The organism is Pseudomonas sp. P135 (genome assembly GCF_020312125.1).
Lineage (GTDB): Bacteria > Pseudomonadota > Gammaproteobacteria > Pseudomonadales > Pseudomonadaceae > Aquipseudomonas > Aquipseudomonas fragariae.
In genome coordinates, this window is sequence record NZ_JAGPYR010000006.1 from 233,434 (window position 1) to 256,122 (window position 22,689).

General features: G+C 61.8%; 20 protein-coding genes. 12 read left to right on the forward strand and 8 right to left on the reverse strand.

The window, feature by feature from the left end:
- Positions 1-108: 108 nt before the first annotated feature.
- The 6 genes from KBY08_RS11755 to pilG are packed head-to-tail and all read right to left on the reverse strand — an operon-like array spanning position 109 to position 10,067.
- Positions 109-579, reverse strand: a complete 471-nt coding sequence (locus tag KBY08_RS11755) for a chemotaxis protein CheW (RefSeq protein ID WP_003404582.1) — start codon at positions 577-579, stop codon at positions 109-111.
- Positions 572-6,550, reverse strand: a complete 5,979-nt coding sequence (locus KBY08_RS11760; protein ID WP_096135352.1) for an Hpt domain-containing protein — start codon at positions 6,548-6,550, stop codon at positions 572-574. Before KBY08_RS11760 ends, KBY08_RS11755 begins: the two co-directional genes overlap by 8 nt.
- Before the next feature lie 47 nt (positions 6,551-6,597).
- Entirely contained in the window at positions 6,598-8,640 is a 2,043-nt protein-coding gene (locus KBY08_RS11765) for a methyl-accepting chemotaxis protein (protein ID WP_011266434.1), read from the reverse strand.
- Between the two features lie 50 nt (positions 8,641-8,690).
- Positions 8,691-9,230 carry a chemotaxis protein CheW gene (locus KBY08_RS11770; protein WP_024641078.1) on the reverse strand — a complete coding sequence of 180 codons (540 nt, stop codon included), beginning with the start codon at positions 9,228-9,230 and terminating at the stop codon, positions 8,691-8,693.
- A gap of 14 nt (positions 9,231-9,244) precedes the next feature.
- Complete coding sequence (pilH, locus tag KBY08_RS11775) at positions 9,245-9,610, reverse strand: twitching motility response regulator PilH (RefSeq protein WP_003404569.1); 366 nt, start codon at positions 9,608-9,610, stop codon at positions 9,245-9,247.
- A gap of 46 nt (positions 9,611-9,656) precedes the next feature.
- Positions 9,657-10,067 carry a twitching motility response regulator PilG gene (gene pilG / locus KBY08_RS11780; protein ID WP_002551738.1) on the reverse strand — a complete coding sequence of 137 codons (411 nt, stop codon included), beginning with the start codon at positions 10,065-10,067 and terminating at the stop codon, positions 9,657-9,659.
- Positions 10,068-10,321: 254 nt separating this feature from the next.
- Here pilG and gshB point away from each other — a divergent pair, with 254 nt between their 5' ends.
- From gshB to KBY08_RS11815, 7 genes are all read left to right on the forward strand, one after another.
- A complete protein-coding gene (gene gshB, locus KBY08_RS11785) occupies positions 10,322-11,281 on the forward strand; it encodes a glutathione synthase (protein ID WP_058398796.1) in 960 nt (319 codons plus the stop codon).
- A 166-nt stretch (positions 11,282-11,447) separates the two neighbouring features.
- Complete coding sequence (locus KBY08_RS11790) at positions 11,448-12,350, forward strand: energy transducer TonB (RefSeq protein WP_004414710.1); 903 nt, start codon at positions 11,448-11,450, stop codon at positions 12,348-12,350.
- Positions 12,351-12,425: 75 nt separating this feature from the next.
- On the forward strand, positions 12,426-12,998 hold the full coding sequence (locus KBY08_RS11795) for a YqgE/AlgH family protein (RefSeq protein WP_011266431.1): 573 nt from the start codon (positions 12,426-12,428) through the stop codon (positions 12,996-12,998).
- Positions 12,998-13,438: a Holliday junction resolvase RuvX gene (ruvX, locus tag KBY08_RS11800; RefSeq protein ID WP_002551734.1), complete on the forward strand. Its 441-nt coding sequence runs from the start codon at positions 12,998-13,000 to the stop codon at positions 13,436-13,438. The genes KBY08_RS11795 and ruvX overlap by 1 nt, the downstream gene beginning before the upstream one ends.
- A 98-nt stretch (positions 13,439-13,536) precedes the next feature.
- Positions 13,537-14,049 (forward strand): bifunctional pyr operon transcriptional regulator/uracil phosphoribosyltransferase PyrR, encoded by a 513-nt coding sequence (pyrR, locus tag KBY08_RS11805; protein WP_003366144.1) that lies wholly within the window; start codon positions 13,537-13,539, stop codon positions 14,047-14,049.
- Between the two features lie 12 nt (positions 14,050-14,061).
- Entirely contained in the window at positions 14,062-15,066 is a 1,005-nt protein-coding gene (locus tag KBY08_RS11810) for an aspartate carbamoyltransferase catalytic subunit (protein WP_003366142.1), read from the forward strand.
- Complete coding sequence (locus tag KBY08_RS11815) at positions 15,063-16,334, forward strand: dihydroorotase (protein ID WP_024650890.1); 1,272 nt, start codon at positions 15,063-15,065, stop codon at positions 16,332-16,334. The genes KBY08_RS11810 and KBY08_RS11815 overlap by 4 nt, the downstream gene beginning before the upstream one ends.
- Before the next feature lie 282 nt (positions 16,335-16,616).
- Here KBY08_RS11815 and KBY08_RS11820 read toward each other — a convergent pair whose 3' ends face one another.
- On the reverse strand, positions 16,617-17,021 hold the full coding sequence (locus KBY08_RS11820; protein WP_003404557.1) for an NINE protein: 405 nt from the start codon (positions 17,019-17,021) through the stop codon (positions 16,617-16,619).
- A 250-nt stretch (positions 17,022-17,271) separates the two neighbouring features.
- Here KBY08_RS11820 and KBY08_RS11825 point away from each other — a divergent pair, with 250 nt between their 5' ends.
- Entirely contained in the window at positions 17,272-17,949 is a 678-nt protein-coding gene (locus KBY08_RS11825) for a C40 family peptidase (protein ID WP_011266428.1), read from the forward strand.
- Positions 17,950-18,043: 94 nt separating this feature from the next.
- On the opposite strand, the gene KBY08_RS11830 is transcribed toward KBY08_RS11825, so the two are convergent.
- Positions 18,044-19,078: a type IV pilus twitching motility protein PilT gene (locus tag KBY08_RS11830; protein ID WP_003404551.1), complete on the reverse strand. Its 1,035-nt coding sequence runs from the start codon at positions 19,076-19,078 to the stop codon at positions 18,044-18,046.
- 55 nt (positions 19,079-19,133) lie between these two features.
- On the opposite strand from KBY08_RS11830, the gene KBY08_RS11835 reads away from it, so the two are divergent.
- From KBY08_RS11835 to metX, 4 genes are all read left to right on the forward strand, one after another.
- Positions 19,134-19,820: a YggS family pyridoxal phosphate-dependent enzyme gene (locus tag KBY08_RS11835; RefSeq protein ID WP_111522140.1), complete on the forward strand. Its 687-nt coding sequence runs from the start codon at positions 19,134-19,136 to the stop codon at positions 19,818-19,820.
- A gap of 21 nt (positions 19,821-19,841) precedes the next feature.
- A complete protein-coding gene (proC, locus tag KBY08_RS11840) occupies positions 19,842-20,660 on the forward strand; it encodes a pyrroline-5-carboxylate reductase (RefSeq protein WP_003404546.1) in 819 nt (272 codons plus the stop codon).
- Positions 20,661-20,685: 25 nt separating this feature from the next.
- Positions 20,686-21,276 carry a YggT family protein gene (locus KBY08_RS11845; RefSeq protein WP_003404543.1) on the forward strand — a complete coding sequence of 197 codons (591 nt, stop codon included), beginning with the start codon at positions 20,686-20,688 and terminating at the stop codon, positions 21,274-21,276.
- Positions 21,277-21,542: 266 nt separating this feature from the next.
- Positions 21,543-22,682: a homoserine O-succinyltransferase MetX gene (gene metX, locus KBY08_RS11850; protein ID WP_011266425.1), complete on the forward strand. Its 1,140-nt coding sequence runs from the start codon at positions 21,543-21,545 to the stop codon at positions 22,680-22,682.
- The last annotated feature ends 7 nt before the right edge of the window (positions 22,683-22,689 follow it).

Consider the following 22,689-nt stretch of genomic DNA (forward strand, 5'->3'; position numbering starts at 1 on the left):
TTCCCACGCTGGAGCGTGAGGAACGATAGGCGCCCGCAAGAACACCATCTAACTATCGTGCGACGCTCCGCGTCGCATGCCGTTCTGGACGCTCCGCGTCCTCTTTAACTACGACAGCCCTGCATCCACCAGCCATTGCTCCAGCCCTTCGAGGTCGGGAATACGGGCTATGGTTTCGCCGATCTGTACGGCGGCCAGTTCCAGTTCGGCCAGCGGGACGTCGACATAGCTCAACTGGCTGTCGACCTTGCACGAGCGCGGGATGCCCTGGGTCAGCAGGGCGATGAACCTGACGTCGTTGCGTCCGCCCAGTGCGTTGAGCACCACGATCCGGGCTCGGCCGCCAACGCGGGTGCGGCCTCCGCAGGCGGCTTCGAAGCTGAGCAGCGGCAAGGTCAGTTCGCGCCAGATGATCGGCCCCAGATACCACTCGGGGGCGCCCGGCTCTGCGCTGCAATCCTGGTAATCGATCAACTCTGCGACCGCGACGTTGGGCAGCAGCAGATGCCGGTCACTCAACGGCACCAGCAAGCCGGTCAGGCTGGTCAGACGGCTGGTCTGGAACGTGCCTTCAGACATGCGCCTGACTCCAGTAAGCGATGCTCTCCAGCAACACGGTTTCCTGATACGGCTTGCTCAGGTACTCGTTGACGCCTACCGCCATCGCCCGATCGCGATGCTTCTGGCCCGAGCGGGAGGTGATCATGATGATGGGCAGGTCCTTGAGCTGTTCGTCCTGGCGGATCTGACTGGCCACTTCAAAGCCGTCCATGCGCGGCATTTCGATATCGAGCAGCATGATGTCGGGGGTGTGCTCCTGCAACAGGGTCATGGCATCGACACCGTCCTTGGCGGTCAGCACGTGCATACCGTGGCGTTCCAGCAGACGGCTGGTAACTTTGCGCACCGTCACCGAATCGTCCACCACCATCACCAGCAACGGTCTGGCGTGCTCGACTTCGTGATAGGCAGGCGCCATAAGCCCTCGGAAAGGCAAGCCCTGCAAGTTACGAATCTGCGCCATCAGATCAAGAATCAGCACCACTTGGCCGTCACCCAGAATGGTCGCGCCGGAAATGCCCTGCACCCTGGAGAACTGCGGGCCAAGACTCTTGACCACGATCTCGCGCGAGCCTGCCAGCGCATCGACCTGCACCGCCACCCACTGATCCTGCAGATGCACCAGCAACACCGGCAGCGGCTGCAATTGCCCGGCCAGCCTGGGCGGACTGCTGCCCAGCAACTCGCCCAGATAGCGCAACTCGTAACTGCGCCCGCCATATTGATAGCGCGGCGGGCTGGTCTGGTAATAGCCGTCCAGCTCATTGGCCATGACGCGCACGATGCCATCGACGGTATTGAGCGGCACCGCATACTGTTCTTCGCCGCACGTGACCATCAACGCCCGGTTGACGGACACCGAAATCGGCAGGCGAATACGGAAGCGCGTGCCCTTGCCCGGCACCGAGTCGATGACCATCGAACCGCCCAGTTGCTTGACCTCGGCGTGCACCACATCCATGCCCACGCCACGGCCGGAAATCTGGGTGATGATCTCGCTGGTGGAAAACCCCGCCTGCAGAATGAACGGCAACACTTCATGGTCGGACAGATCGGCATCCGGATGAATCATGCCGCGCTTGATGGCCTTGCGGCGTACGGCAGCGAGGTCGACACCGGAGCCGTCATCGCTCAGTTCGATGACCATATCGCCGCCTTCGTACATCAGTTCCAGACTGATATGGCCTTGTTCCGGCTTACCGGCGGCGATACGTTTTTCGGTGCTTTCAAGCCCGTGATCAACGGCGTTGCGCAGCATGTGCTCGAGTGGCGCGACCATTCGTTCCAGCACGTTGCGGTCCATTTCACCGTCGGCGTTGCCCACCTCGAAATGGACCTTCTTGTGCAGTTCCGAGGCCACCTGGCGCACCACGCGACGCAGGCGCGGCACCAGTCGCTCGAACGGCACCATGCGCGTACGCATCAGGCCTTCCTGAAGCTGAGTGTTGACCCTGGCCTGTTGCGACAGCAGCGTTTCCGCGTCGCGGGCGCGCGCACCGAGGGTTTCCTTGAGGTCCATCAGGTCGGACGCCGATTCGAACAGGGCGCGTGACAACTGCTGCAACTGCGAATGACGGTCCATTTCCAGCGGGTCGAACTCTTCATAGCCCAACCGCTCGGCCTGGACCTGCTCACGGCTGAGAATGCGCCCCTGGGTTTCCATGTCCAGACGACGCAATTGATCGCGCATCCGCTCGATGGTGGTTTCCATCTCTACCAGGGCGATCTGCGAGTCAATAATTTGCTGTTCGATGCGTCCACGGAAGATCGAGGTTTCGCCGGCCAGGTTGACCAGGTCTTCCAGTTGCTCGGCAGGCACCTTGACCATTTCCGGGCCACTGCGCTCGACCTCGCCCTCGGCGACCGGGGCCACGGCTAAGACGGACTCCGGATGGACTTCCGGGTCCTGCGCAGCCAGCTGTGCGCCCGACGGCTCATCGGTGGCCAGCCTGCGAATGCTCTCGATCAGCAAGGAGGCGTCAGGCAGCGGTTTTTCATTGCGCACGGCATCGAGCATGTCGGCCAGCACATCCTGGCCGCTCTGCAACAGGCCGATCATCAACGGCGCAGGCTGCAGGCTCCCGGCGGAAAGCCCCTCGTAAAGCGTCTCCAGCTCGTGGGCGAGGTCGCCTATCGGAGCAATTTCCACCATCCGCGCGCCGCCCTTGAGGGTGTGCAGGTCGCGCAGCAGGTTTTCGACTTCCAGCATGTTGTGCGGATCGGCCTGCCAGCGAGCCAACGCCGCACCGGAGCTTTCCATGATGTCGAAACCTTCCTCGAGGAAGACTTCACGCAGCTCGGCGTCATGCTCGGGAAGATCTTCATGGGCGGCAGGCGAGGCTTGCACCTCAGGTCCGGCGCTCTCGAGCGTGCGGCAGCTGCGCAGCGCTTCGATCAAAGCCGAAGGGTCGCTGAGCGCTTCCTGCCGATACAATTGCTCGAGCAGAATCGCCAGATGGTCGTGGCTCTCGTTCAGCAGCGCGGCCAGCGTCGGAGAATGGTTGAAGCGCCGGTCGATCAAGCCTTCGTAGAGGTTTTCCAGTTCGTGGGCCAGGTCGCCCACTTCGGCTACCTCAGCCATCCGCGCACCGCCCTTGAGGGTGTGCAGGTCGCGTTGCAGGGAGGCCAGCGGCGCAGGGTTTTCCGGATCGGCCAGCCAGCGCTGCAACGCCTGCCCGGCGCTGTCGAGGATATCGACGGCCTCTTCCAGAAATATCTCGACGATTTCGTCGTCCGGCCCGGCAACTTCAGTGTGTCCGGCCTCGCTGGCCAGCTGCGCGGTGGCGGCGTTGAGCTCGGTAACGCTCAAGGTACGATGGCCGTCGCTCTTGACCAGCCCGGTCGCCGACGGGTCAAGCGTCTGATCCAGCAACTGGTTCAAGGCGCGCACGCATTCGGGACGCGGCTCGACATCCTGGCCGGCCGCCACCTGATCGAGCATGTTGATCAGCGCTTCGTGAGCATTTTCTGCCACATCGAAAAACCGCTCGCTGACCGCCAGACTGCTTTCCTCGACCGCACCGTAGAGGTCGAGCAAGGCTTCGCACAGCTCATCGACCTGCGGCAGGTCGGCCAGGTGCGCGCCATGACCGAGGGTGGTCAGTTCGTCGAGCAGCGCGCTCAGTTCCTGGCGTTCGCCGGGGTGCTGCCGCCAGCGCTGCAGCAGGTTCTCCGCATCCAGCACGATGTCCATGCCCTCGGCCAGAAAACCGGCGAGCAGCGTGGGGTTGCGCTTGATCCGCAGGCCGCTGTCCGACTCGCGCAGCACCACGGTGAGGCGGTCGTTGAGCATCGCCAGGGCGGCCTCGATCAGCGGCGCGGCCCCCGGGATATCGGCCAGCGGCGTGCTGTCCAGTTGTTCGAGGCCCTTGTGCAGCAAGGGTTCGGCGCTGCGCAGCAGGGCAAGTTCCGGTGAGCCGATATCGATGAGGTTGGCCTTGTATTCACGCACCAGCTGATCGAGCGGGCTGGCCAGTTCGGCAATCGGCAGCACTCCGGCCATGTGCGCGCTGCCCTTGAGCGTATGCAGCGCACGCAGCACGGCGTCGCTGATCGCCGGCGACGCTGATTGTTCGGCGTTGTCGAGGAAGCGACCGAGGGTATTCAGATGGCCGAGCGCTTCCTGACGAAAAATCTCCAGCAACTGTGGATCGAGCGGTTCGTCGGCAACAGGCTGGCCTGGCACATGATCATCCGCGGCTGGCAGCATCGGTGGCTCCAGCCCATTGGCCAACGCATGGGCGCGAGCCGCCAGCAGGTCGACATCATCGCGCTGACACTGTGCACCTTCGGCAAAGTCGCGGATGACCGACGGCAGCAGCGCCTGCACTTCGGTCATCAGTTGCTGCACTTCGAGGCCCGGCAACACGTCGCCTTCCAGCACCCGGTTGAGCAGGTTTTCCACCGCCCAGGCCAGTTCGCTGAGAATCAGCGCACGCACCATCCGGCCGCTGCCCTTGAGGGTATGAAACGCACGACGCACTTCGGTCAGCGCCGTGCTGTCCCAATGGCCGTCGCTGCCGAGCGAGGTGAACCAGCGCGGCAGGTACTCGCGCAGCGCGTCGAGCACCTCGTCGGCCTCTTCGAGAAACACATCGCGCAACTCGTCGTCCACCGCCTCTTCCCCGGCCGAGGGCGGCAACAGGCTGGCGGGGACGTTGCGGGCGGGCGGGTTGACGGCCGAGACCGGGCTGGCGAGGACCTGAGCAATGGTTTGCGTGGGGCTGACCAGCGCCTTGCGGTCATCCAGTTCCAGCAACTCGTCCTGAGTGATGACCTCTTCGAGCAATGGCACGTCGAGGGTGTCCGCAGCGGGCGTATAGCCCAGTCGTGCCAGACTCTGCTGGGCCATGTCGAGCACCTGGTCGCCCGGCGCCTGATGATCTTCGAGCATGCGCTCCAGGTAATACTCGATGCCGGTGATGGTGTCGGCCAGGCAATCGAGCTGAACCCAGGTGGGACGGGTTTCATCGACCAGCAGGTGTTCCTGAATGTATTCGTTGCAGGCGGCCAGCAGGCTGGCTGCACGGGCCAGCGGGATCATCGCCAGCGCACCACGAACCTGCACGATCAGCGCGCACAGCGGATCGAGGCGCTGTCGGTCCCACGCGCCGTCGATGTAATCGAGGATCACGTCCTTGGCCTGCTGCAACACCGTGCGGGCTTCGCGAATCACCAGTTGATGAATCTGCGTCAGGTCGGTGGTCGGCAGGCGGCTTTCCTCGCGGCTGACCTGCTCGTGACTGCCCGCCATGCCGGCAAGGGTCGATTCGACGTAGAGCAAGGCACCCGCGACATCCATCAGCGCCGCGTCGCTGGGCTCGCGCTGCCCCTGCGCCAGACCGATGACGACGGAAAGCTGGTCGATGATCACCTTGCGCGGCTGGCCGAAACCCAGCACCGCGAGAGTATCGGCAATCTGCCGCAACGGCGGCAGCAACGCGTTGAGCTCGCTGACATGCTGACGGTCGCCGCGCACGAACACGTCGAGCCGTTCCTTGACCCTGACCAGCCCTTCGCACAAGGCCACGATCACCGAACGCATGGCGTCACGGTCCGGACCGGCCATGCGGGCGCGCTCTTCGTTGACCACGTCGTTGCCGGGCAAGGCGTCGGCCAGCGCGTACTGGTCCTTGAGGTCGAGCATCTTCGGCGCCAGGCTGTCGGACTTGGCGATATAGAACAGCAGGCTTTTCAACAGCTCTTCGGGGGCGGGCTGATTGATGCCGGTGACGCCCTGCTCGGCCAGACGCTTGAGTTCCTTGTCGGCATCCTTCAACAGGCTGCGCAGCGCCGGGCTGTTGGTGAAGTTGCCGTTGAGCATGGTTTCGACCAGTGCCGAGGCGATCCGCCAGAGCGCACCGAGCGGCGCGTCTTCGCACAACTGCTCAAGCCGGGCAAAGACCTTGGCCATGTAGCCGAGCTGGGTCTGCACGCCCTGCTCGCGCATCAGGCCGGCCAGCGCCGCCTGCAGGGTCTGGCGCAGCTTGCGCAGCAGGTTGGGCAATTCCGGGGTATTGCGCCGCGCCAGTTCCTGTTCATCAAGCGCCGGCACGACGACCAGCTGCGGGGCGAACAGGCTGGTTTCCGAGAGCAGACTTTCGCCCCGCGCACTGCGCAGGTCATTGAGCAGTGGCAAGACCACCAGCGGCAGGTCGCGGCGCGCGGAATGAATGCGTTCCAGATAAACCGGCAACTGACTCATGGCCTGAATCAGCAGTTGCTCGGACTCGATCGGATGGCTGACGCGGTTCTGCTGGACCGCCAGCGCCAGTTGCTCGATTTCCTCGGCCAGCAACGCGGCGCCATAGAACTCGATCATCTGCAGACTGCCGTGAACCTGATGCACCAGGTTCAGGCACTCGGCCATCGCCGCAGCGTTGGCCGGGTCTTCGATGAACCCGTCCAGCGCCTGACGGGCATGGCGCAGCGTTTCGGCGATTTCGCCCTTCAGCCATTCAAGGGCTACATAATCGTGACGATCAGCCATGACGAGTACCGTCCGTTACCCAATCAAGGTTGTTCATGTGCGGTACATCATCCGGCTTTCTTCGATGACGGCAGGGCAAAGCCCGATACCGAGCGGCGCATTTCGCTGGCCATTTTTGCCAGGTTGCCGATGCTTTCGGCGGTGGCCGATGTGCCCGAGGTGGTCTGCGAAGTGGTCTGCTGAATGACGGTCATGATCTGCGAAATCTGCCCGGCAGACTCGGCCTGCTGGTGGGCAGCGTCGGTGATACTTTCGATCAGTTCGGCCAGCACCCTGGACACCCCTTCGATTTCCCCCAGCGCCACCCCGGCGTCCTGCGCCAGCCGGGCGCCGCGCACCACTTCGCTGGTGGTCTGCTCCATGGAGATAACCGCCTCGTTGGTGTCGTTCTGGATGGCCCGGACCAGCGTTTCGATCTGCTTGGTCGCAGACGACGAACGCTCGGCCAGGCGCTGCACTTCGTCAGCCACCACGGCAAACCCTCGTCCGGCATCACCGGCCATCGACGCCTGAATGGCGGCGTTCAAGGCCAGGATATTGGTCTGGTCGGCAATGTCGTCGATCAGGCTGACGATGTCGCCAATCTCCTGGGAGGACTCGCCCAGACGCTTGATGCGCTTGGAAGTGTCCTGAATCTGCTCGCGAATGTTGTCCATGCCGTGAATGGTGTTTTGCACGACCTCGTTGCCTTTATTGGCAATTGTCACGGAGCGCTCCGCCACGGCCGAGGACTCCGAGGCGTTGGTCGAAACCTGATCGATCGACGCGGCCATGTCGTTGATCGCCGTCGACGCGGCACTGATCTGCAACGCCTGGTGCTCAGAGGCAGCCGACAATTGCATGGCAGTCGCCTGGGTTTCGGTCACCGCAGCCGCCACTTGCTCGGCGGTCAGGTTGATGGTCACCACCAGCTCGCGCAACTGGTCAATGGAATAATTGATGGAGTCGGCAATCGCCCCGGTGAAGTCCTCGGTCACCGAGGCGGTGACCGTCAGGTCGCCGTCGGCGAGGTTCTCGATCTCGTCCAGCAGGCGCATGATCGCTGTCTGGTTGCGCTCGCTTTTCTGCGCGGTTTCGCGCAGCTGGCGATTGGTCTCGCGCACCATGACCAGACCGATGAGGATGATCGACGCCAGTGCCAGCAAGCCCAGCACATAGCCGCCGACGGTGTTCACGGTGCGGCGCTTGGCGAGGTTTTCCAGGCTGTTGGCGAGTACCGAGGTTTCATCCAGCAGGGTCTGTGAGGTGTTGAAGATGTTGCCCGACGCCTCGCGCACCTGATACAGCTCGGGCGAAGTCTCGAGAATCTCGTCCACCGAGCCTGAGACGAATTCGAACAGTTCGGCGATCTCCGCCAGCCGCGCGCGCGCATCGCGGTCTTCGACCTGGGATATGCGCAGCGTGGCGTTGCCCTCCAGCATGCCGTTGAGCACACGACCGAACTGGCTGGCGTCGCGGCCAAAGGCATCGGCGGCCTGCACAGCCGTTTCATCACCGGCCAGCACGGTATTGACCGAGCCGAGAATCCGTTCTGCGAGCAGCGCTTGGCGCTGCGCAACCACCACCTGTGCGGCAGGAGCACGGCTTTGCAGCAGGCTCTCGACGACTTTTTCGTATTCGGCCTGCAATTGCGGAATGGTTTCGGCCAGCGTTGCCGCCACCTGATGCAACGACAGGACGGTCTGTTCACTGGCCAGAATCACGTCGGTGCTCTTGCGCAGCCCTTCCCAGTCACGTTGCACGGTGCGCAATTCGTCGCGTATCAGCTCGGGTGCCGCAGGCAGGCCGGTGGCCGGGTCGCCTTTTCTCAGGTAGCCCCAGCGCACGTCGAAATCGTTGCGCGCATCGGCCAGCAATTTGAACGCCTGGGTTTTGCCGGCAGCCGCTTCGGTGGCGTTTTTCGCGATGCGTTGCGACAGCACGCGCAGCTCACCGGCATGCCCGATGTACTGTTTGTCGTAGTTGGACTGAGTGTTGAGGTAGGCGAAGTTGGCGAACAGCAACATGATGAAAACGATAAGCGCCACGAACAGCAGAATAATCTGCGTCCGGCTTCTTGCGCCTTCCCTTGACCGGTCTGTACTACTCATTAATCAGGCCCCCGCCTGGATCAATTGTGAAACACACCAGGCCCGACATGCTAGGAAGCCAGGTCCATGAAATCCGCAGACTGCACCAGCGCCCACGGGCTGAAGATCAGCCACGCCTGCTCGCGGATAAACTGCCCGCGCAGGAACGGCACCATACGCTGATCCATGTCCTGCGGGGTCTGGGGTATGAGGCTCAACTGACTGAAACGTTGCATGCCGAACACTTCATCGACCAGCAGACCGGCAAATACATCATGGTGCTCGACCACCAGCACCCGTCGCTGTTTGCGCACCGGCACCAGTTCGTGGCCGAAAAACCCGCACAGATCCATGAGTGGCAACAACCGACCGCGCAAGTTGGCAATACCGGCCACCCAGAACTTCACACCGGGCATTACCGCATGATGGGGTTCGTGAAGGATCTCGGCGATCTCGCCAATCGGCGCGACAAACCGTTGCTCGCCCATACGAAAGCCGATGCCGACCCAGTCCTGCTGATGGGCTTCCTGCAGCGGCAGGCCCGCCGCCAGCGAACGACAGCGTCGATCCATATCCAGAAGCAGTTCAAAAGCGGTGCGCGGCTCGGCCATGGCGATTCCGGCGATCAGCCGGCCAGCACCGCATTCAGGGTTTTCATCAGGGTTTCTTCGTCCACCGGCTTGGTCAGGTAATCCCGCGCGCCCTGGCGTTTGCCCCAGACCTTGTCGGTTTCCTGATCCTTGGTGGTGATCATGATCACCGGAATATTGGTGGTGTCAGGATCCTTGGTCAGCTGGCGTGTGGCCTGAAAGCCGTTGAGCCCCGGCATGACGATGTCCATCAGCACGGCATCAGGCTTTTCCTGACGGGCCAGGGCCACGCCATCAGCGCCGTTTTCGGCCTTGAGCACTTCATGACCGTGCTTTTCCAGCATGCCGGTGAGTTTGTACATTTCAGTCGGCGAGTCATCGACGATCAATATTCGAGCCATGGGTGTTCCCCGTCAGATTACGAGCGCGCTACATCAGGCGCGGGCGTCATGATATGTGTTGTTCTGCTGCAACGAAGCCCGGCACATGAGCCTTGATCGCGCTGAGCAGTTCTTCCTTGCTGAAAGGCTTGGTCAAAAACTGATCGGACCCGACAATCCGCCCCTTGGCCTTGTCGAACAGGCCGTCCTTGGAGGACAGCATGATGACCGGCGTCGACTTGAATGCCCGGTTGTTCTTGATCAGCGCGCAGGTCTGATAACCGTCCAGACGCGGCATCATGATATCGACGAATATGATTCGCGGGTGGTTATCGGCAATCTTGGCCAGCGCGTCGAAACCGTCTATCGCAGTGATGACTTCACAGCCTGCGTTCTTGAGCAGTGTTTCGGCGGTGCGGCGGATGGTCTTCGAATCATCGATGACCATGACTTTCAGGGCGGAGGCGTGTTGTTCCATAGCTGCTCTTCCATCGCCGCAGCGAATTTTTGCGCATTCTGCGAGGCACTGGGAGCCTGACCGTATCGCTTCGTTGATCGACTGGGACCGAAGACCGGATGCCGAGCCTTTTTAGCACACTCTCCAGACGCAATCCATAAAGTGCACCCTGGTGCATCGCGGCAGGCCTGCCCCTTGACCGGGAGCAATCGGAGCGCCACCCTGATGCCAATTTTACGGCCGTTGCGGCCCTTACCGATCAGAGGATATTGCCCATGAGCGTTCGCCTAGGGATTGTCATGGACCCCATTGAGCGCATTTCCTATAAAAAGGACAGCTCGCTGGCCATGCTGCTTGCCGCCCAGGAACGCGGCTGGTCACTGTTCTATATGGAACAGAAAGACCTGTATCAGAACGCCGGCCAGGCCCGCGCACGCATGAAGCCGCTCAAGGTGTTTGCCGATCCGGCCAAGTGGTTCGAGTTCGAAGCCGAAGTCGACGCAGGTCTCGACGATCTGGACGTGATCCTGATGCGCAAGGATCCGCCGTTCGACATGGAGTTCGTCTACGCCACCTACCTGCTGGAGCAGGCCGAGCGTGCCGGCGTACTGGTGGTCAACAAGCCGCAGAGCCTGCGCGACTGCAACGAGAAGCTGTTCGCCACGCTGTTTCCGCAGTGCACGCCGCCGACGCTGGTCAGCCGCCGCGCGGATATCATTCGCGAATTCGCCGAACAGCACGGCGACGTGATCCTCAAGCCGCTGGACGGCATGGGCGGCGCGTCGATCTTCCGCCATCGGGCGGGCGATCCGAACCTGTCAGTGATCCTCGAAACCCTGACCGCCCACGGCACGCAGCAAATCATGGCGCAGGGTTACCTGCCCGCCATCAAGGACGGCGACAAGCGCATTCTGATGGTCGATGGCGAACCGGTTCCGTATTGCCTGGCGCGCATCCCGGCAGCCGGCGAAACGCGTGGCAACCTGGCGGCAGGCGGACGTGGCGAGGCCCGTCCATTGAGCGACAAGGACCACTGGATCGCCGAACAGATCGGCCCGACCCTGCGTGAAAAAGGCCTGCTGTTCGTCGGACTCGACGTAATCGGTGAGCACCTTACCGAAATCAACGTCACCAGCCCGACCTGCATCCGCGAAATCGACAACGCCTTCGGCACCAACATTGGTGGCCTGCTGATGGACGCGATCGAGAAGAAGCTGCAAGCGCGCAAGGGCTGATCAGCCGCTGACGCCGCTGGCCACGGGCAACACCGTGCGCCACGGCGCCAGATCGATTCCCTTCGTCCGATCCGCAGCAGAGCGGCGCGGCACATTGCGTTATCATGCGCCACCTGTAACACGACACAGATTTTGACATGCAGGCTGACGAGATGCTGAACCGCCAATGACATCCATGGCCAACAACGACCTCCCCCTGGAACTCGCCAACGCCGGTGTGCGCCCTGCCGATCGCCTGGGCTTTACCATGATGATCGCGGCGCTGATCCACCTCGCGGTGATCCTTGGCGTGGGGTTCACCTATGTAAAGCCGGAGCAGATCTCGCAGACGCTGGAGATCACCCTGGCCACCTTCAAAAGCGAAGAAAAGCCCAAACAGGCTGACTTTCTGGCGCAAGACGATCAACAGGGCAGCGGCACCCTGGACAAGGCCGAAACGCTCAAGACCACTGAGCTGGCGCCCTATCAGGACACCAAGGTCAACAAGGTCACGCCGCCGCCGGCCAGCAAGCCGGTGGTCAAACAGGAAGCGCCAAAGACGGCCGTTGCGACCACCGCGCCCAGCCAGCAGAAAACCGTTGCCAAGCGCGATGAGGTCAAGCCCGAGCCCACCACCAAGGCCGCACCGACCTTCGACAGCTCGGAACTGAGCAACGAAATCGCCAGCCTCGAAGCCGAACTGTCGACCGAACAGCAGCTTTACGCCAAGCGCCCGAAGATCCATCGCCTCAATGCGGCCTCCACCATGCGCGACAAAGGTGCCTGGTACAAGGATGACTGGCGCAAGAAGGTCGAGCGGGTCGGAAACCTGAACTATCCTGAGGAAGCACGACGCAAGCAGATCTACGGTAATTTGCGACTTCTTGTGTCAATCAATCGGGACGGCTCGTTGTATGAAGTGCTGGTGCTCGAATCTTCAGGACAGCCTTTGCTGGATCAGGCCGCACAGCGGATCGTGCGTCTGGCGGCGCCTTTTGCGCCGTTCACCGGCGATCTGGCGGATATCGATCGACTGGAGATCATTCGCACCTGGAAATTTGCACGCGGAGACAAGCTGTCAAGCAACTGAACTTTTTGCCAGCCGATGCTCGACACCCACACGTGTCAGTTGTCAGCCGGGCAAGGCAACGCCAAACTAGGGCTCATGAAAAAAGTCTCTCCGAGTTATCTCAAGCATCATTTCCTCATCGCCATGCCTCACATGCACGATGAGAACTTTGCTCAGACCTTGACCTACATTGTCGAGCACAACGCCAATGGCGCCATGGGGCTGGTGATCAACCGCCCGCAAAGCCTGACCCTGGCCGATGTGCTCGAACAACTGCGACCGGAACTGCCGGCGCCGAGACACTGCCAGGACATCGTCATTCATACCGGCGGGCCGGTGCAGACCGATCGGGGCTTTGTCCTGCATCCCAGCGGCCAGACCTTTCAGGCAACGGTCAATCTTCCGGGCGGGATTTCCTTGTCGACCTCGCAGGATGTGCTGTTCTCCATCGCCGATGGCTACGGGCCTGATCAAAATGTGATCACTCTGGGCTACGCGGGCTGGGATGCCGGTCAACTGGATGCTGAAATGGCCGACAACGCCTGGCTGACCTGCTCGTTCGACCCGGCCATCCTGTTCGATGTCGACAGCGACCAGCGTCTGGAGGCTGCTGCCAGACGCCTGGGTATCAATCTCAACCTGATCTCGACCCAGGCAGGGCACGCTTGATGGCCGCCTTACGGCTGCTGCTGGGCATTGATTACGGCACCAAACAGATCGGCGTTGCAGTCGGCCAGGCGATTACCGGTCAGGCGCGTGAACTCTGTACGCTCAAGGCGCAGAATGGCGTGCCGGACTGGGACAAGGTCCAGGCGCTGATCAACGAGTGGAAACCTGATGCGATCGTGGTCGGCCTGCCGTTGAACATGGACGGCACGCCCAGCGACATGAGCGCGCGCGCGGAAAAGTTTTCGCGCAAGCTCAACGGACGCTTTGGTGTAACGGTCTACACCCATGATGAACGCCTGACCACCTTCGAAGCCAAGGGCGAGCGCATGGCGCGCGGCGGCCAGAAAGGCAGCTATCGCGACAACCCGGTGGATGCCATTGCCGCTGCACTCTTGCTGCAAGGCTGGCTGGACGAGCACCCCGAACTGTTGAATGTGTGACTTTTTCTGCCTTTATCGCTTCGAGATACCCGGATTCCACGTTATCGCTTGAGCATCGCGCCACGGACCGACGCTGCCCGAGCCTCTAAGGAGCAACCATGAGCCTGCCCGATCCCGCCGAACTGATTCGTCAGATGGCCACTGACCTGAACGCTCACCTGAGCAAGCGCGGCATCAGCGACCCTCGTTTCATCGGCATCCGCACTGGCGGTGTCTGGGTTGCCCAGGCGCTGCTCAAGGCACTGAACAACCCCGCTCCGCTGGGCACCCTGGACGTTTCGTTCTATCGCGATGATTTCAGCCAGAACGGCCTGCACCCGCAAGTGCGCCCTTCTGAACTGCCGTTCGAGATCGAAGGCCAGCACCTGGTGCTGATCGATGACGTGCTGATGAGCGGCCGTACCGTCCGCGCTGCACTCAACGAACTGTTCGATTACGGCCGCCCGGCCAGTGTCACGCTGGTCTGCCTGCTGGACCTGGACGCCGGTGAACTGCCGGTACGTCCGAACGTGGTCGGCGCCACCCTGTCGCTGGCACCGAATGAACGCATCAAGCTGTCCGGCCCCGAGCCGCTGGCGCTCGAACTTCAAGACCTCTCCACCGCCCTTTAAGAGTCCATTGCGATGACGCCTCTCGACGCCAAGCGCCCGCTGCAGCTCAACCACCTGGGCCAGCTGCGCCATTTCCTGTCTCTGGACGGCTTGCCCCGCGAGCTGCTCACCGAAATTCTCGACACCGCCGACTCGTTCCTCGAAGTCGGCGCCCGGGCGGTCAAGAAAGTCCCGTTGTTGCGCGGCAAGACTGTGTGCAACGTGTTCTTCGAGAACTCCACGCGCACCCGGACCACCTTTGAACTGGCGGCCCAGCGCCTGTCAGCCGACGTGATCACGCTGAACGTCTCGACCTCGTCCACCAGCAAGGGTGAAACGCTGTTCGACACCTTGCGCAACCTCGAAGCGATGGCCGCCGACATGTTCGTCGTGCGCCACGCCGACTCGGGTGCGGCGCATTTCATTGCCGAGCACGTGTGCCCGGACGTCGCGATCATCAACGGCGGCGACGGCCGCCATGCTCACCCGACCCAGGGCATGCTCGACATGCTGACCATCCGCCGTCACAAGGGCGGTTTCGAGAACCTGTCGGTGGCCATCGTCGGTGACATCCTGCATTCACGGGTGGCACGCTCGAATATGCTGGCGCTCAAGGCGCTGGGCTGCCCGGATATCCGCGTGATCGGGCCGAAAACCCTGCTGCCGGTGGGCGTCGAACAATACGGGGTCAAGGTCTACACCGACCTCAACGAAGGTTTGAAGGACGTGGACGTGGTCATCATGCTGCGTCTGCAGCGTGAGCGCATGACCGGTGGCCTGCTGCCCAGCGAAGGCGAGTTCTACCGCCTGTTCGGCCTGACCACCGCCCGTTTGGCGGCGGCGAAGCCGGATGCGATTGTCATGCACCCCGGCCCGATCAACCGCGGCGTGGAAATCGAATCGGCAGTGGCCGACGGCGCGCATTCGGTGATTCTCAATCAAGTGACTTACGGTATCGCGATCCGCATGGCGGTGCTGTCCATGGCCATGAGCGGACAAAACGCACAACGCCAATTCGAACAGGAGAACGCCCAGTGAAGCTCAGCATCCTCGGCGCTCGCGTCATCGACCCGGTCAGCGGGCTGGATCAAATCACTGACCTGCACCTCGAAGCAGGCAAACTCAGCGCCATCGGTTCGGCCCCGGCGGGTTTCGAGCCCACGCAGACCATCGACGCTACCGGGCTGGTCGCAGCACCGGGCCTGGTCGACCTCAACGTATCCCTGCGCGAGCCTGGCTACAGTCGCAAGGGCAGCATCGCCAGCGAAACCCGCGCGGCGGTGGCCGGCGGCGTGACCAGCCTGTGCTGCCCGCCACGTACCAAACCGGTGCTCGACACCTCGGCGGTGGCCGAGCTGATCCTCGACCGCGCCCGTGAGGCCGGATTCAGCAAGGTGTTCCCCATCGGAGCGCTGAGCAAGGGCCTGGACGGCGAACAGCTGGCAGAACTGATCGCCCTGCGCGACGCAGGTTGCGTGGCCTTCGGCAACGGTCTGAGCAGCTTCAGCAACACCCGCACGCTGTGCCGGGCGCTGGAATATGCGGCGACCTTTGACCTGACGGTGATTTTCAACTCGCAGGATCATGATCTGGCCGAAGGCGGTCTGGCGCACGATGGTCCGACGGCCAGTTTCCTGGGCCTGGCGGGCATTCCCGAGACGGCCGAGACCGTGGCGCTGGCTCGCGACCTGTTGCTGGTCGAACAGAGCGGTGTACGCGCGCACTTCAGCCAGCTGACCAGTGCGCGTGGCGCGGCGCTGATCGCCCAGGCGCAGGCACGCGGTCTGCCGGTGACGGCGGATGTGGCGCTGTATCAGTTGATTCTGACTGACGAGGCGCTGATCGACTTCTCCAGCCTCTATCACGTCCAGCCGCCGCTGCGCACCCGCGCTGACCGCGATGGCCTGCGTGAAGCGGTGAAGAGCGGTGTCATCCAGGCGATTTCCAGCCATCACCAGCCGCACGAACGCGATGCCAAGCTGGCACCGTTTGGCGCTACGGAGCCAGGCATCAGCAGTGTCGAACTGCTGCTGCCGCTGGCCATGACGCTGGTGGATGACGGCCTGCTGGACCTGCCGACCCTGATCGCCCGCCTGAGCAGCGGCCCGGCCGCCGCGCTGCGCCTGCCAGCCGGCAAGCTGAGCGCTGGAGCGCCTGCCGACATCGTCCTGTTCGACCCGGCCGCCTCGACGGTTGCCGGCGAGACCTGGCTGTCAAAAGGCGAAAACTGCCCCTTCATCGGCCACTGCCTGCCCGGCTCGGTACGCTACACACTGGTGGATGGACGGATCAGCTACAGCCGTTGAGCCCGCTTCGGGCTCTCGCTCCCGCACAGAGTGCTCATCGTTATGCACAAGTCCGCTTTTGATTCTGGCCGAAGGCCGTAGGAGCGAACTTGTTCGCGAAGGGTTTCGGCTATCGTGCGACGCTCCGCGTCTGCATGCCGTTCTGGACGCTCTGCGTCCGGTCTTGAGCATGCGGCGCGGCGCAGATTTGTGACGCGGAGCGTCACGACAGGCATTCCCACGCAGAGCGTGAGGAACGATAGGTGTCCGGGCCGCGCTCTGCGTCAGCCCTTCGTCCCAGCCTCACCCGCGTCGGGCGTTCTTCATCGAGATCTGGTCATTCAATGTCCAGAAGTCATAAAGGATGCCGACCAGAAACAACCCGCCGGTAAACAGGTAGATGATCCCGGTGATCCACTTGCCCTGGTACATGCGGTGCACGCCGAACAGGCCGAGGAAGGTCAGCAGCACCCACGCCACGCTGTAGTCGGTCGAGCCGGGGGTAAAGCGCAGGTCGGCGTCACGGTCCATCGACGGGATCAGGAACAGGTCGATCAGCCAGCCAATGCCAAACAGACCGAACGTGAAGAACCAGAGGGTCCCGGTGACCGGTTTGCCGTAGTAGAAGCGATGCGCTCCCAGGAAGCCGAAAATCCACATCAGGTAGCCCATGACCTTGCTGTGTGTGTCTGAACGATAGGCGTTCATTTTTGCCCTCTTTGCGCTGATAGAAAAAAATACATAACAAAATTGTGACTTGGTTTCCCTATTCCGACGTATGGCACATGAGGCGGTTTAATGCCGCCAAGCCCTTGTCGCTAAAGGGATTAGCCCGAAAAAAGAAAGAGTCTGTCGCATAAAACGCAATGATGCCACTGTGATGCGCTCGACAAATGGGGTCAGTTTTTTTGAAAAAGCTGTTATAAAGTTGCGCGCTGACCACCATGAGCCCTGCCGAATGCGTCCTTTTTTCAAGACATGGCTAACCATTTGCCTATTTATGCCTCTGGCCGCCCACGCCACCAATCGTGAGCAACAACTTCCTGCGAGCTTCTCGGGCTACACCGCCAAAAGCCACTCTTCACCGGCACTCGCGACTCGCAATGCACCCCAGGAAGCCGCCACCACCCGAACTCAGTACGGCGCCACCGCTGCCGTCCAGAAGCCGCTTTCACGCAAGAACGCCAAGAAAGTCGCGGCCTTGCAGGCTTCCGCCCCCGCCAAGCAAGGCAGCGCCGTTGTAAAGCGCGCCTTGCAGGCTGTGGGCACGCCTTATCGCTGGGGCGGCACCACGCCTGGCAAAGGCCTGGACTGCAGCGGACTGGTCAAATACGCCTACACGGATGTCCGTGAGGTCGACCTGCCGCGCACCTCCAATGCCATGGCCCAGGGTCATGGTCAGACGGTGGATCGCAAGGACCTGAAGCCCGGTGATCTGCTGTTCTTCAACATCAAGAGCCGCAACATCAACCACGTGGCCATTTACCTGGGCGACAACAAGTTCGTTCATGCGCCGCGCCGTGGCAAGGCCGTAACTGTCGATACGCTGAACAAACCGTATTGGAACAGCCACTACAAGATTGCCAAGCGTGTGCTGCCCAAGCAGGCAGGGCAGATGCGTGTGGTTCAGCGCTGATCCTGGCCTGAATCTGCGCTCTGCAGGCTGCATCTGAAAAAGGGGTCTTGAACGCGTTCAAGACCCCTTTTTCGTTCCTGCAGCATCCCTGTGATCAGAAGTTATCCGGCACCTTGGCGCGTTCGCGTGCGCTTTCGCGGGTGATCAGCCCCTTCTTGACCAGATCGGCCAGGCACATGTCCAGCGTCTGCATGCCCATCGAGCCGCCCGTCTGGATCGACGAATACATCTGCGCCACTTTGTCCTCGCGGATCAGGTTACGGATCGCCGGGGTGCCCATCATGATTTCGTGCGCCGCCACGCGCCCGCCGCCGACCTTCTTGAGCAACGCCTGCGAGACCACGGCGTGCAGCGATTCGGAGAGCATCGAGCGAATCATCGATTTTTCCTGAGCCGGAAACACGTCGACGATCCGGTCGATGGTCTTGGCGGCTGACGTGGTGTGCAGCGTGCCGAATACCAGGTGGCCGGTTTCAGCAGCGGTCAGCGCCAGGCGGATGGTCTCCAGGTCACGCATTTCACCGACCAGAATCACGTCCGGGTCTTCACGCAACGCCGAGCGCAGCGCCTCCGAGAAGCCCAGCGTGTCGCGGTGAACCTCACGCTGGTTGACCAGGCACTTCTTCGACTCGTGGACGAATTCGATCGGGTCCTCGATGGTCAGAATATGGTGATGCTTATTGTTATTGAGGTAGTCGATCATTGCCGCCAGGGTGGTCGACTTGCCTGAGCCGGTCGGCCCGGTAACCAGAATCAGGCCGCGCGCCACGTCGGTAATCTTGCGAAACACATTGCCCATGCCCAAGTCTTCCATGCTCAGGATTTTCGAGGGAATGGTCCGGAATACCGCGCCAGCACCGCGGTTCTGGTTGAAGGCGTTGACCCGAAACCGCGCCACGCCCGGCACTTCAAAGGAAAAGTCGGTTTCCAGCCGCTCTTCGAAATCCTGCCGTTGCTTGTCGTTCATGATGTCGTAGATCAGCGCCTTGACCTCCTTCGCGTCCAGCGGGGGCAGGTTGATACGCCGCACATCGCCGTCGACGCGGATCATCGGCGGCAGACCTGCAGAGAGGTGCAAGTCCGACGCGCCCTGTTTGGCACTGAAGGCCAACAGCTCGGTAATATCCATACAGCTCCTCAATCACATAGAATGCCGCAGACCTTAGCCTGACTGGCGCAAATCAATGTCCACGATAGCAGCGAACATTTCAACGCTCGAACAGCGAATTCGCGACGCAGCGCTTGCCGCCGATCGCGATCCGGCGTCCGTCGGCCTACTGGCGGTGAGTAAAACCAAGCCTGCCAGTGACCTGCGTGAAGCTTACAACGCAGGCTTGCGCGATTTTGGCGAAAATTATTTACAGGAAGCGCTGGGCAAACAGCTCGAACTGAGCGACCTGCCCTTGTGCTGGCACTTCATTGGCCCCATTCAATCGAACAAGACGCGAGCTATCGCCGAGAACTTCGACTGGGTACATTCCGTGGACCGCCTGAAAATCGCGCAACGCCTGTCCGAGCAACGCCCCGAAGCGCTTGAACCGCTGAACATCTGCATTCAGGTGAACGTCAGTGGCGAGGCCAGCAAGTCGGGCTGTACGCCTCAGGACCTGCCTGCGCTGGCCGCTGCCATCATCGCCCTGCCGCGACTCAGGTTGCGCGGCCTGATGGCCATCCCCGAGCCCACAGACGATCCTGCGGCGCAGGACGCATCCTTCGCCGCCGTACGCGCGCTGCAGGAGCAGTTGAACCTGGCGCTCGACACACTTTCCATGGGCATGAGCCACGACCTGGAAGCCGCCATTGCACAAGGCGCAACCTGGGTGCGCATCGGCACCGCTCTTTTTGGCGCCCGCGACTATGGCCAGCCATAAACTCTTCACAAGGACCCCTTCATGAGCAAGACCCGTATTGCCTTCGTCGGTGCCGGTAACATGGCCGCCAGCCTGATCGGCGGCCTGCGCGCCCAGGGCGTGGAGGCGGCACTGATCAGTGCCAGTGCGCCGGGTGCCGAAACCCGCGAACGCATTGCCAACGATCACGGCATCCAGGTATTCGCTGACAACGCTGAAGCCATTAAGGGCGTCGACGTGGTGGTACTGGCAGTCAAGCCGCAGATGATGAAAACCGTCTGTCAGGCCTTGAAGTCCAGTCTCGAACCTCATCAGCTGATTGTTTCGGTCGCGGCCGGCATCACCTGCGCCAGCCTGACTCAATGGCTGGGCGAGCAGCCGGTGGTGCGCTGCATGCCCAATACGCCCTCGCTGCTGCGTCAGGGTGCCAGCGGGCTGTACGCGACCGACAACGTCACGCCCGAGCAGCGTGAGCAGGCCGAGGCGTTGCTGGCCGCGGTCGGCATCGCGGTCTGGGTCGAGCAGGAAAAACACATGGACGCTGTCACGGCCGTTTCCGGCAGTGGCCCGGCGTATTTCTTTCTGATGATGGAAGCGATGACAGCGGCAGGCGTAAAACTGGGTCTGCCGGAGGACATCGCTAAAAAGCTGACCCTGCAGACAGCGCTGGGCTCGGCCCTGATCGCGACTGGCAGTGATGCAGGCGCGGGCGAACTGCGTCGTCGCGTCACTTCGCCGGGCGGGACCACCGAGGCGGCTATCAAGGCATTTCAGGCGGGCGGCTTCGAGGCACTCGTGGAAACGGCACTGACCGCCGCAGACCATCGTGCAGCCGAGCTGGCTGAACAACTGGGCAAATAATTTTCGGGTTTTCTGGAGCAGATCGATGATCGGATTGAACACCGCTGCAATTTACGTCCTGCAGACGCTTGGCAGTCTTTACCTGCTGATCGTACTGTTGCGCTTTGTCCTGCAACTGGTACGGGCCAACTTCTACAACCCGCTGTGCCAGTTCATCGTGCGCGCCACCCAGCCGCTGCTCAAGCCGCTGCGGCGCATCATCCCCAGCCTGTTCGGGCTGGACATGTCGTCGCTGGTGCTGGCGATCATCGTGCAGATGATCCTGATGGCCCTGACCCTGCTGCTGATGTTCGGCACCACGGGCGACCCGCTGCACCTGCTGCTGTGGTCGATCATCGGCGTGACCGCGCTGTTCCTGAAGATCTTCTTCTTTGCCCTGATCATCAGCGTGATTCTGTCGTGGGTCGCACCGGGCAGCCACAACCCCGGCGCGGAACTGGTCAACCAGATCTGCGAACCGGCACTGGCACCGTTCCGCAAGATCGTCCCGAATCTGGGCGGCCTGGACATCTCGCCGATCCTCGCATTCCTGGTGCTCAAACTGCTGGACATGCTGGTCATCAACAACCTCGCCGCTATGAGCAACATGCCGGATGTGCTGCGGTTGTTGATGTAAGCACTCTTGTTCCAACGTTCCAATGCTCGACGTTACACACAAGTCCGCTTTTGATTCTGGCCGTAGGCCGTAGGAGCGAACTTGTTCGCGAAGGGGTAGGTACATCCAAAGAGGATATATCGACCCAAGCAACGCCTTCGCGAACAAGTTCGCTCCTACAACAGCCTTAACTATCGTGCCGTTGATTTGCGTCTCACAATATCCCTTATTGCCGCTGCACCCCGCGGTCTTTAGACTTACGCCTCATTTATGCGAGAGCAGGGTCGATGCCCACGGTATTCCCTCACGATTCTGTCGGACTGGTCACGCCGCAAACGGCGCATTTCAGCGAGCCTCTGGCGCTGGCCTGCGGGCGTTCGTTGCCAGCCTATGACCTGATTTACGAAACCTACGGTCAACTCAACGCCGCACGCAGCAATGCCGTGCTGATCTGTCATGCGCTGTCCGGGCATCACCATGCCGCAGGCTTCCACAGCGCTGACGACCGCAAACCCGGTTGGTGGGACAGCTGTATCGGTCCCGGCAAGCCGATCGACACCACTAAGTTTTTCGTCGTCAGCCTCAACAATCTGGGCGGTTGCAACGGCTCGACCGGGCCGAGCAGCATTGACCCGGACACCGGCAAGCCGTTCGGCGCCAATTTCCCGGTGGTGACCGTGGAAGACTGGGTCAACAGCCAGGCCCGGCTGGCCGATCTGCTCGGCATCGACACCTGGGCTGCGGTGATTGGCGGCAGCCTGGGCGGCATGCAGGCGCTGCAATGGACCATCAGTTATCCGAACCGCGTACGCCATTGCCTGGCAATTGCCTCGGCGCCCAAGCTGTCGGCACAGAACATCGCGTTCAACGAGGTGGCCCGCCAGGCCATTCTCACCGACCCGGAATTTCACGGTGGCTCGTTCCAGGAACGCGGCGTGATTCCCAAGCGCGGCCTGATGCTGGCGCGAATGGTCGGGCACATCACCTACCTGTCGGATGACTCGATGGGCGAGAAATTCGGCCGTGGCCTGAAGAGCGAAAAACTCAACTACGACTTTCACAGCGTCGAGTTCCAGGTCGAAAGCTACCTGCGCTATCAGGGCGAAGAGTTTTCCGGGCGTTTCGACGCCAATACCTACCTGTTGATGACCAAGGCACTGGATTACTTCGACCCTGCGGCAAACTTCAACGACGACCTGGCCAAGACCTTCGCCAACGCCACCGCCAGGTTCTGCGTGATGTCGTTCACCACCGACTGGCGCTTCTCGCCGGCCCGCTCGCGGGAACTGGTGGACGCGCTGATGGCCGCGCGCAAGGACGTCTGCTACCTGGAAATCGATGCACCGCAGGGCCACGACGCCTTTCTGATCCCGATTCCGCGCTACTTGCAGGCTTTCGGTAATTACATGAACCGAATTTCGTTGTGAGGACGCC

Excerpts from the sequence above, each read along its gene's own strand:
- KBY08_RS11755 (WP_003404582.1), bottom strand. The coding sequence starts at position 579 with ATGTCTGAAGGCACGTTCCAGACCAGCCGTCTGACCAGCCTGACCGGC.
- KBY08_RS11760 (WP_096135352.1), bottom strand. The coding sequence starts at position 6,550 with ATGGCTGATCGTCACGATTATGTAGCCCTTGAATGGCTGAAGGGCGAA.
- KBY08_RS11765 (WP_011266434.1), bottom strand. The coding sequence starts at position 8,640 with ATGAGTAGTACAGACCGGTCAAGGGAAGGCGCAAGAAGCCGGACGCAG.
- KBY08_RS11770 (WP_024641078.1), bottom strand. The coding sequence starts at position 9,230 with ATGGCCGAGCCGCGCACCGCTTTTGAACTGCTTCTGGATATGGATCGA.
- pilH (WP_003404569.1), bottom strand. The coding sequence starts at position 9,610 with ATGGCTCGAATATTGATCGTCGATGACTCGCCGACTGAAATGTACAAA.
- pilG (WP_002551738.1), bottom strand. The coding sequence starts at position 10,067 with ATGGAACAACACGCCTCCGCCCTGAAAGTCATGGTCATCGATGATTCG.
- gshB (WP_058398796.1), top strand. The coding sequence starts at position 10,322 with ATGAGCGTTCGCCTAGGGATTGTCATGGACCCCATTGAGCGCATTTCC.
- KBY08_RS11790 (WP_004414710.1), top strand. The coding sequence starts at position 11,448 with ATGACATCCATGGCCAACAACGACCTCCCCCTGGAACTCGCCAACGCC.
- KBY08_RS11795 (WP_011266431.1), top strand. The coding sequence starts at position 12,426 with ATGAAAAAAGTCTCTCCGAGTTATCTCAAGCATCATTTCCTCATCGCC.
- ruvX (WP_002551734.1), top strand. The coding sequence starts at position 12,998 with ATGGCCGCCTTACGGCTGCTGCTGGGCATTGATTACGGCACCAAACAG.
- pyrR (WP_003366144.1), top strand. The coding sequence starts at position 13,537 with ATGAGCCTGCCCGATCCCGCCGAACTGATTCGTCAGATGGCCACTGAC.
- KBY08_RS11810 (WP_003366142.1), top strand. The coding sequence starts at position 14,062 with ATGACGCCTCTCGACGCCAAGCGCCCGCTGCAGCTCAACCACCTGGGC.
- KBY08_RS11820 (WP_003404557.1), bottom strand. The coding sequence starts at position 17,021 with ATGAACGCCTATCGTTCAGACACACACAGCAAGGTCATGGGCTACCTG.
- KBY08_RS11825 (WP_011266428.1), top strand. The coding sequence starts at position 17,272 with ATGCGTCCTTTTTTCAAGACATGGCTAACCATTTGCCTATTTATGCCT.
- KBY08_RS11830 (WP_003404551.1), bottom strand. The coding sequence starts at position 19,078 with ATGGATATTACCGAGCTGTTGGCCTTCAGTGCCAAACAGGGCGCGTCG.
- KBY08_RS11835 (WP_111522140.1), top strand. The coding sequence starts at position 19,134 with ATGTCCACGATAGCAGCGAACATTTCAACGCTCGAACAGCGAATTCGC.
- proC (WP_003404546.1), top strand. The coding sequence starts at position 19,842 with ATGAGCAAGACCCGTATTGCCTTCGTCGGTGCCGGTAACATGGCCGCC.
- KBY08_RS11845 (WP_003404543.1), top strand. The coding sequence starts at position 20,686 with ATGATCGGATTGAACACCGCTGCAATTTACGTCCTGCAGACGCTTGGC.
- metX (WP_011266425.1), top strand. The coding sequence starts at position 21,543 with ATGCCCACGGTATTCCCTCACGATTCTGTCGGACTGGTCACGCCGCAA.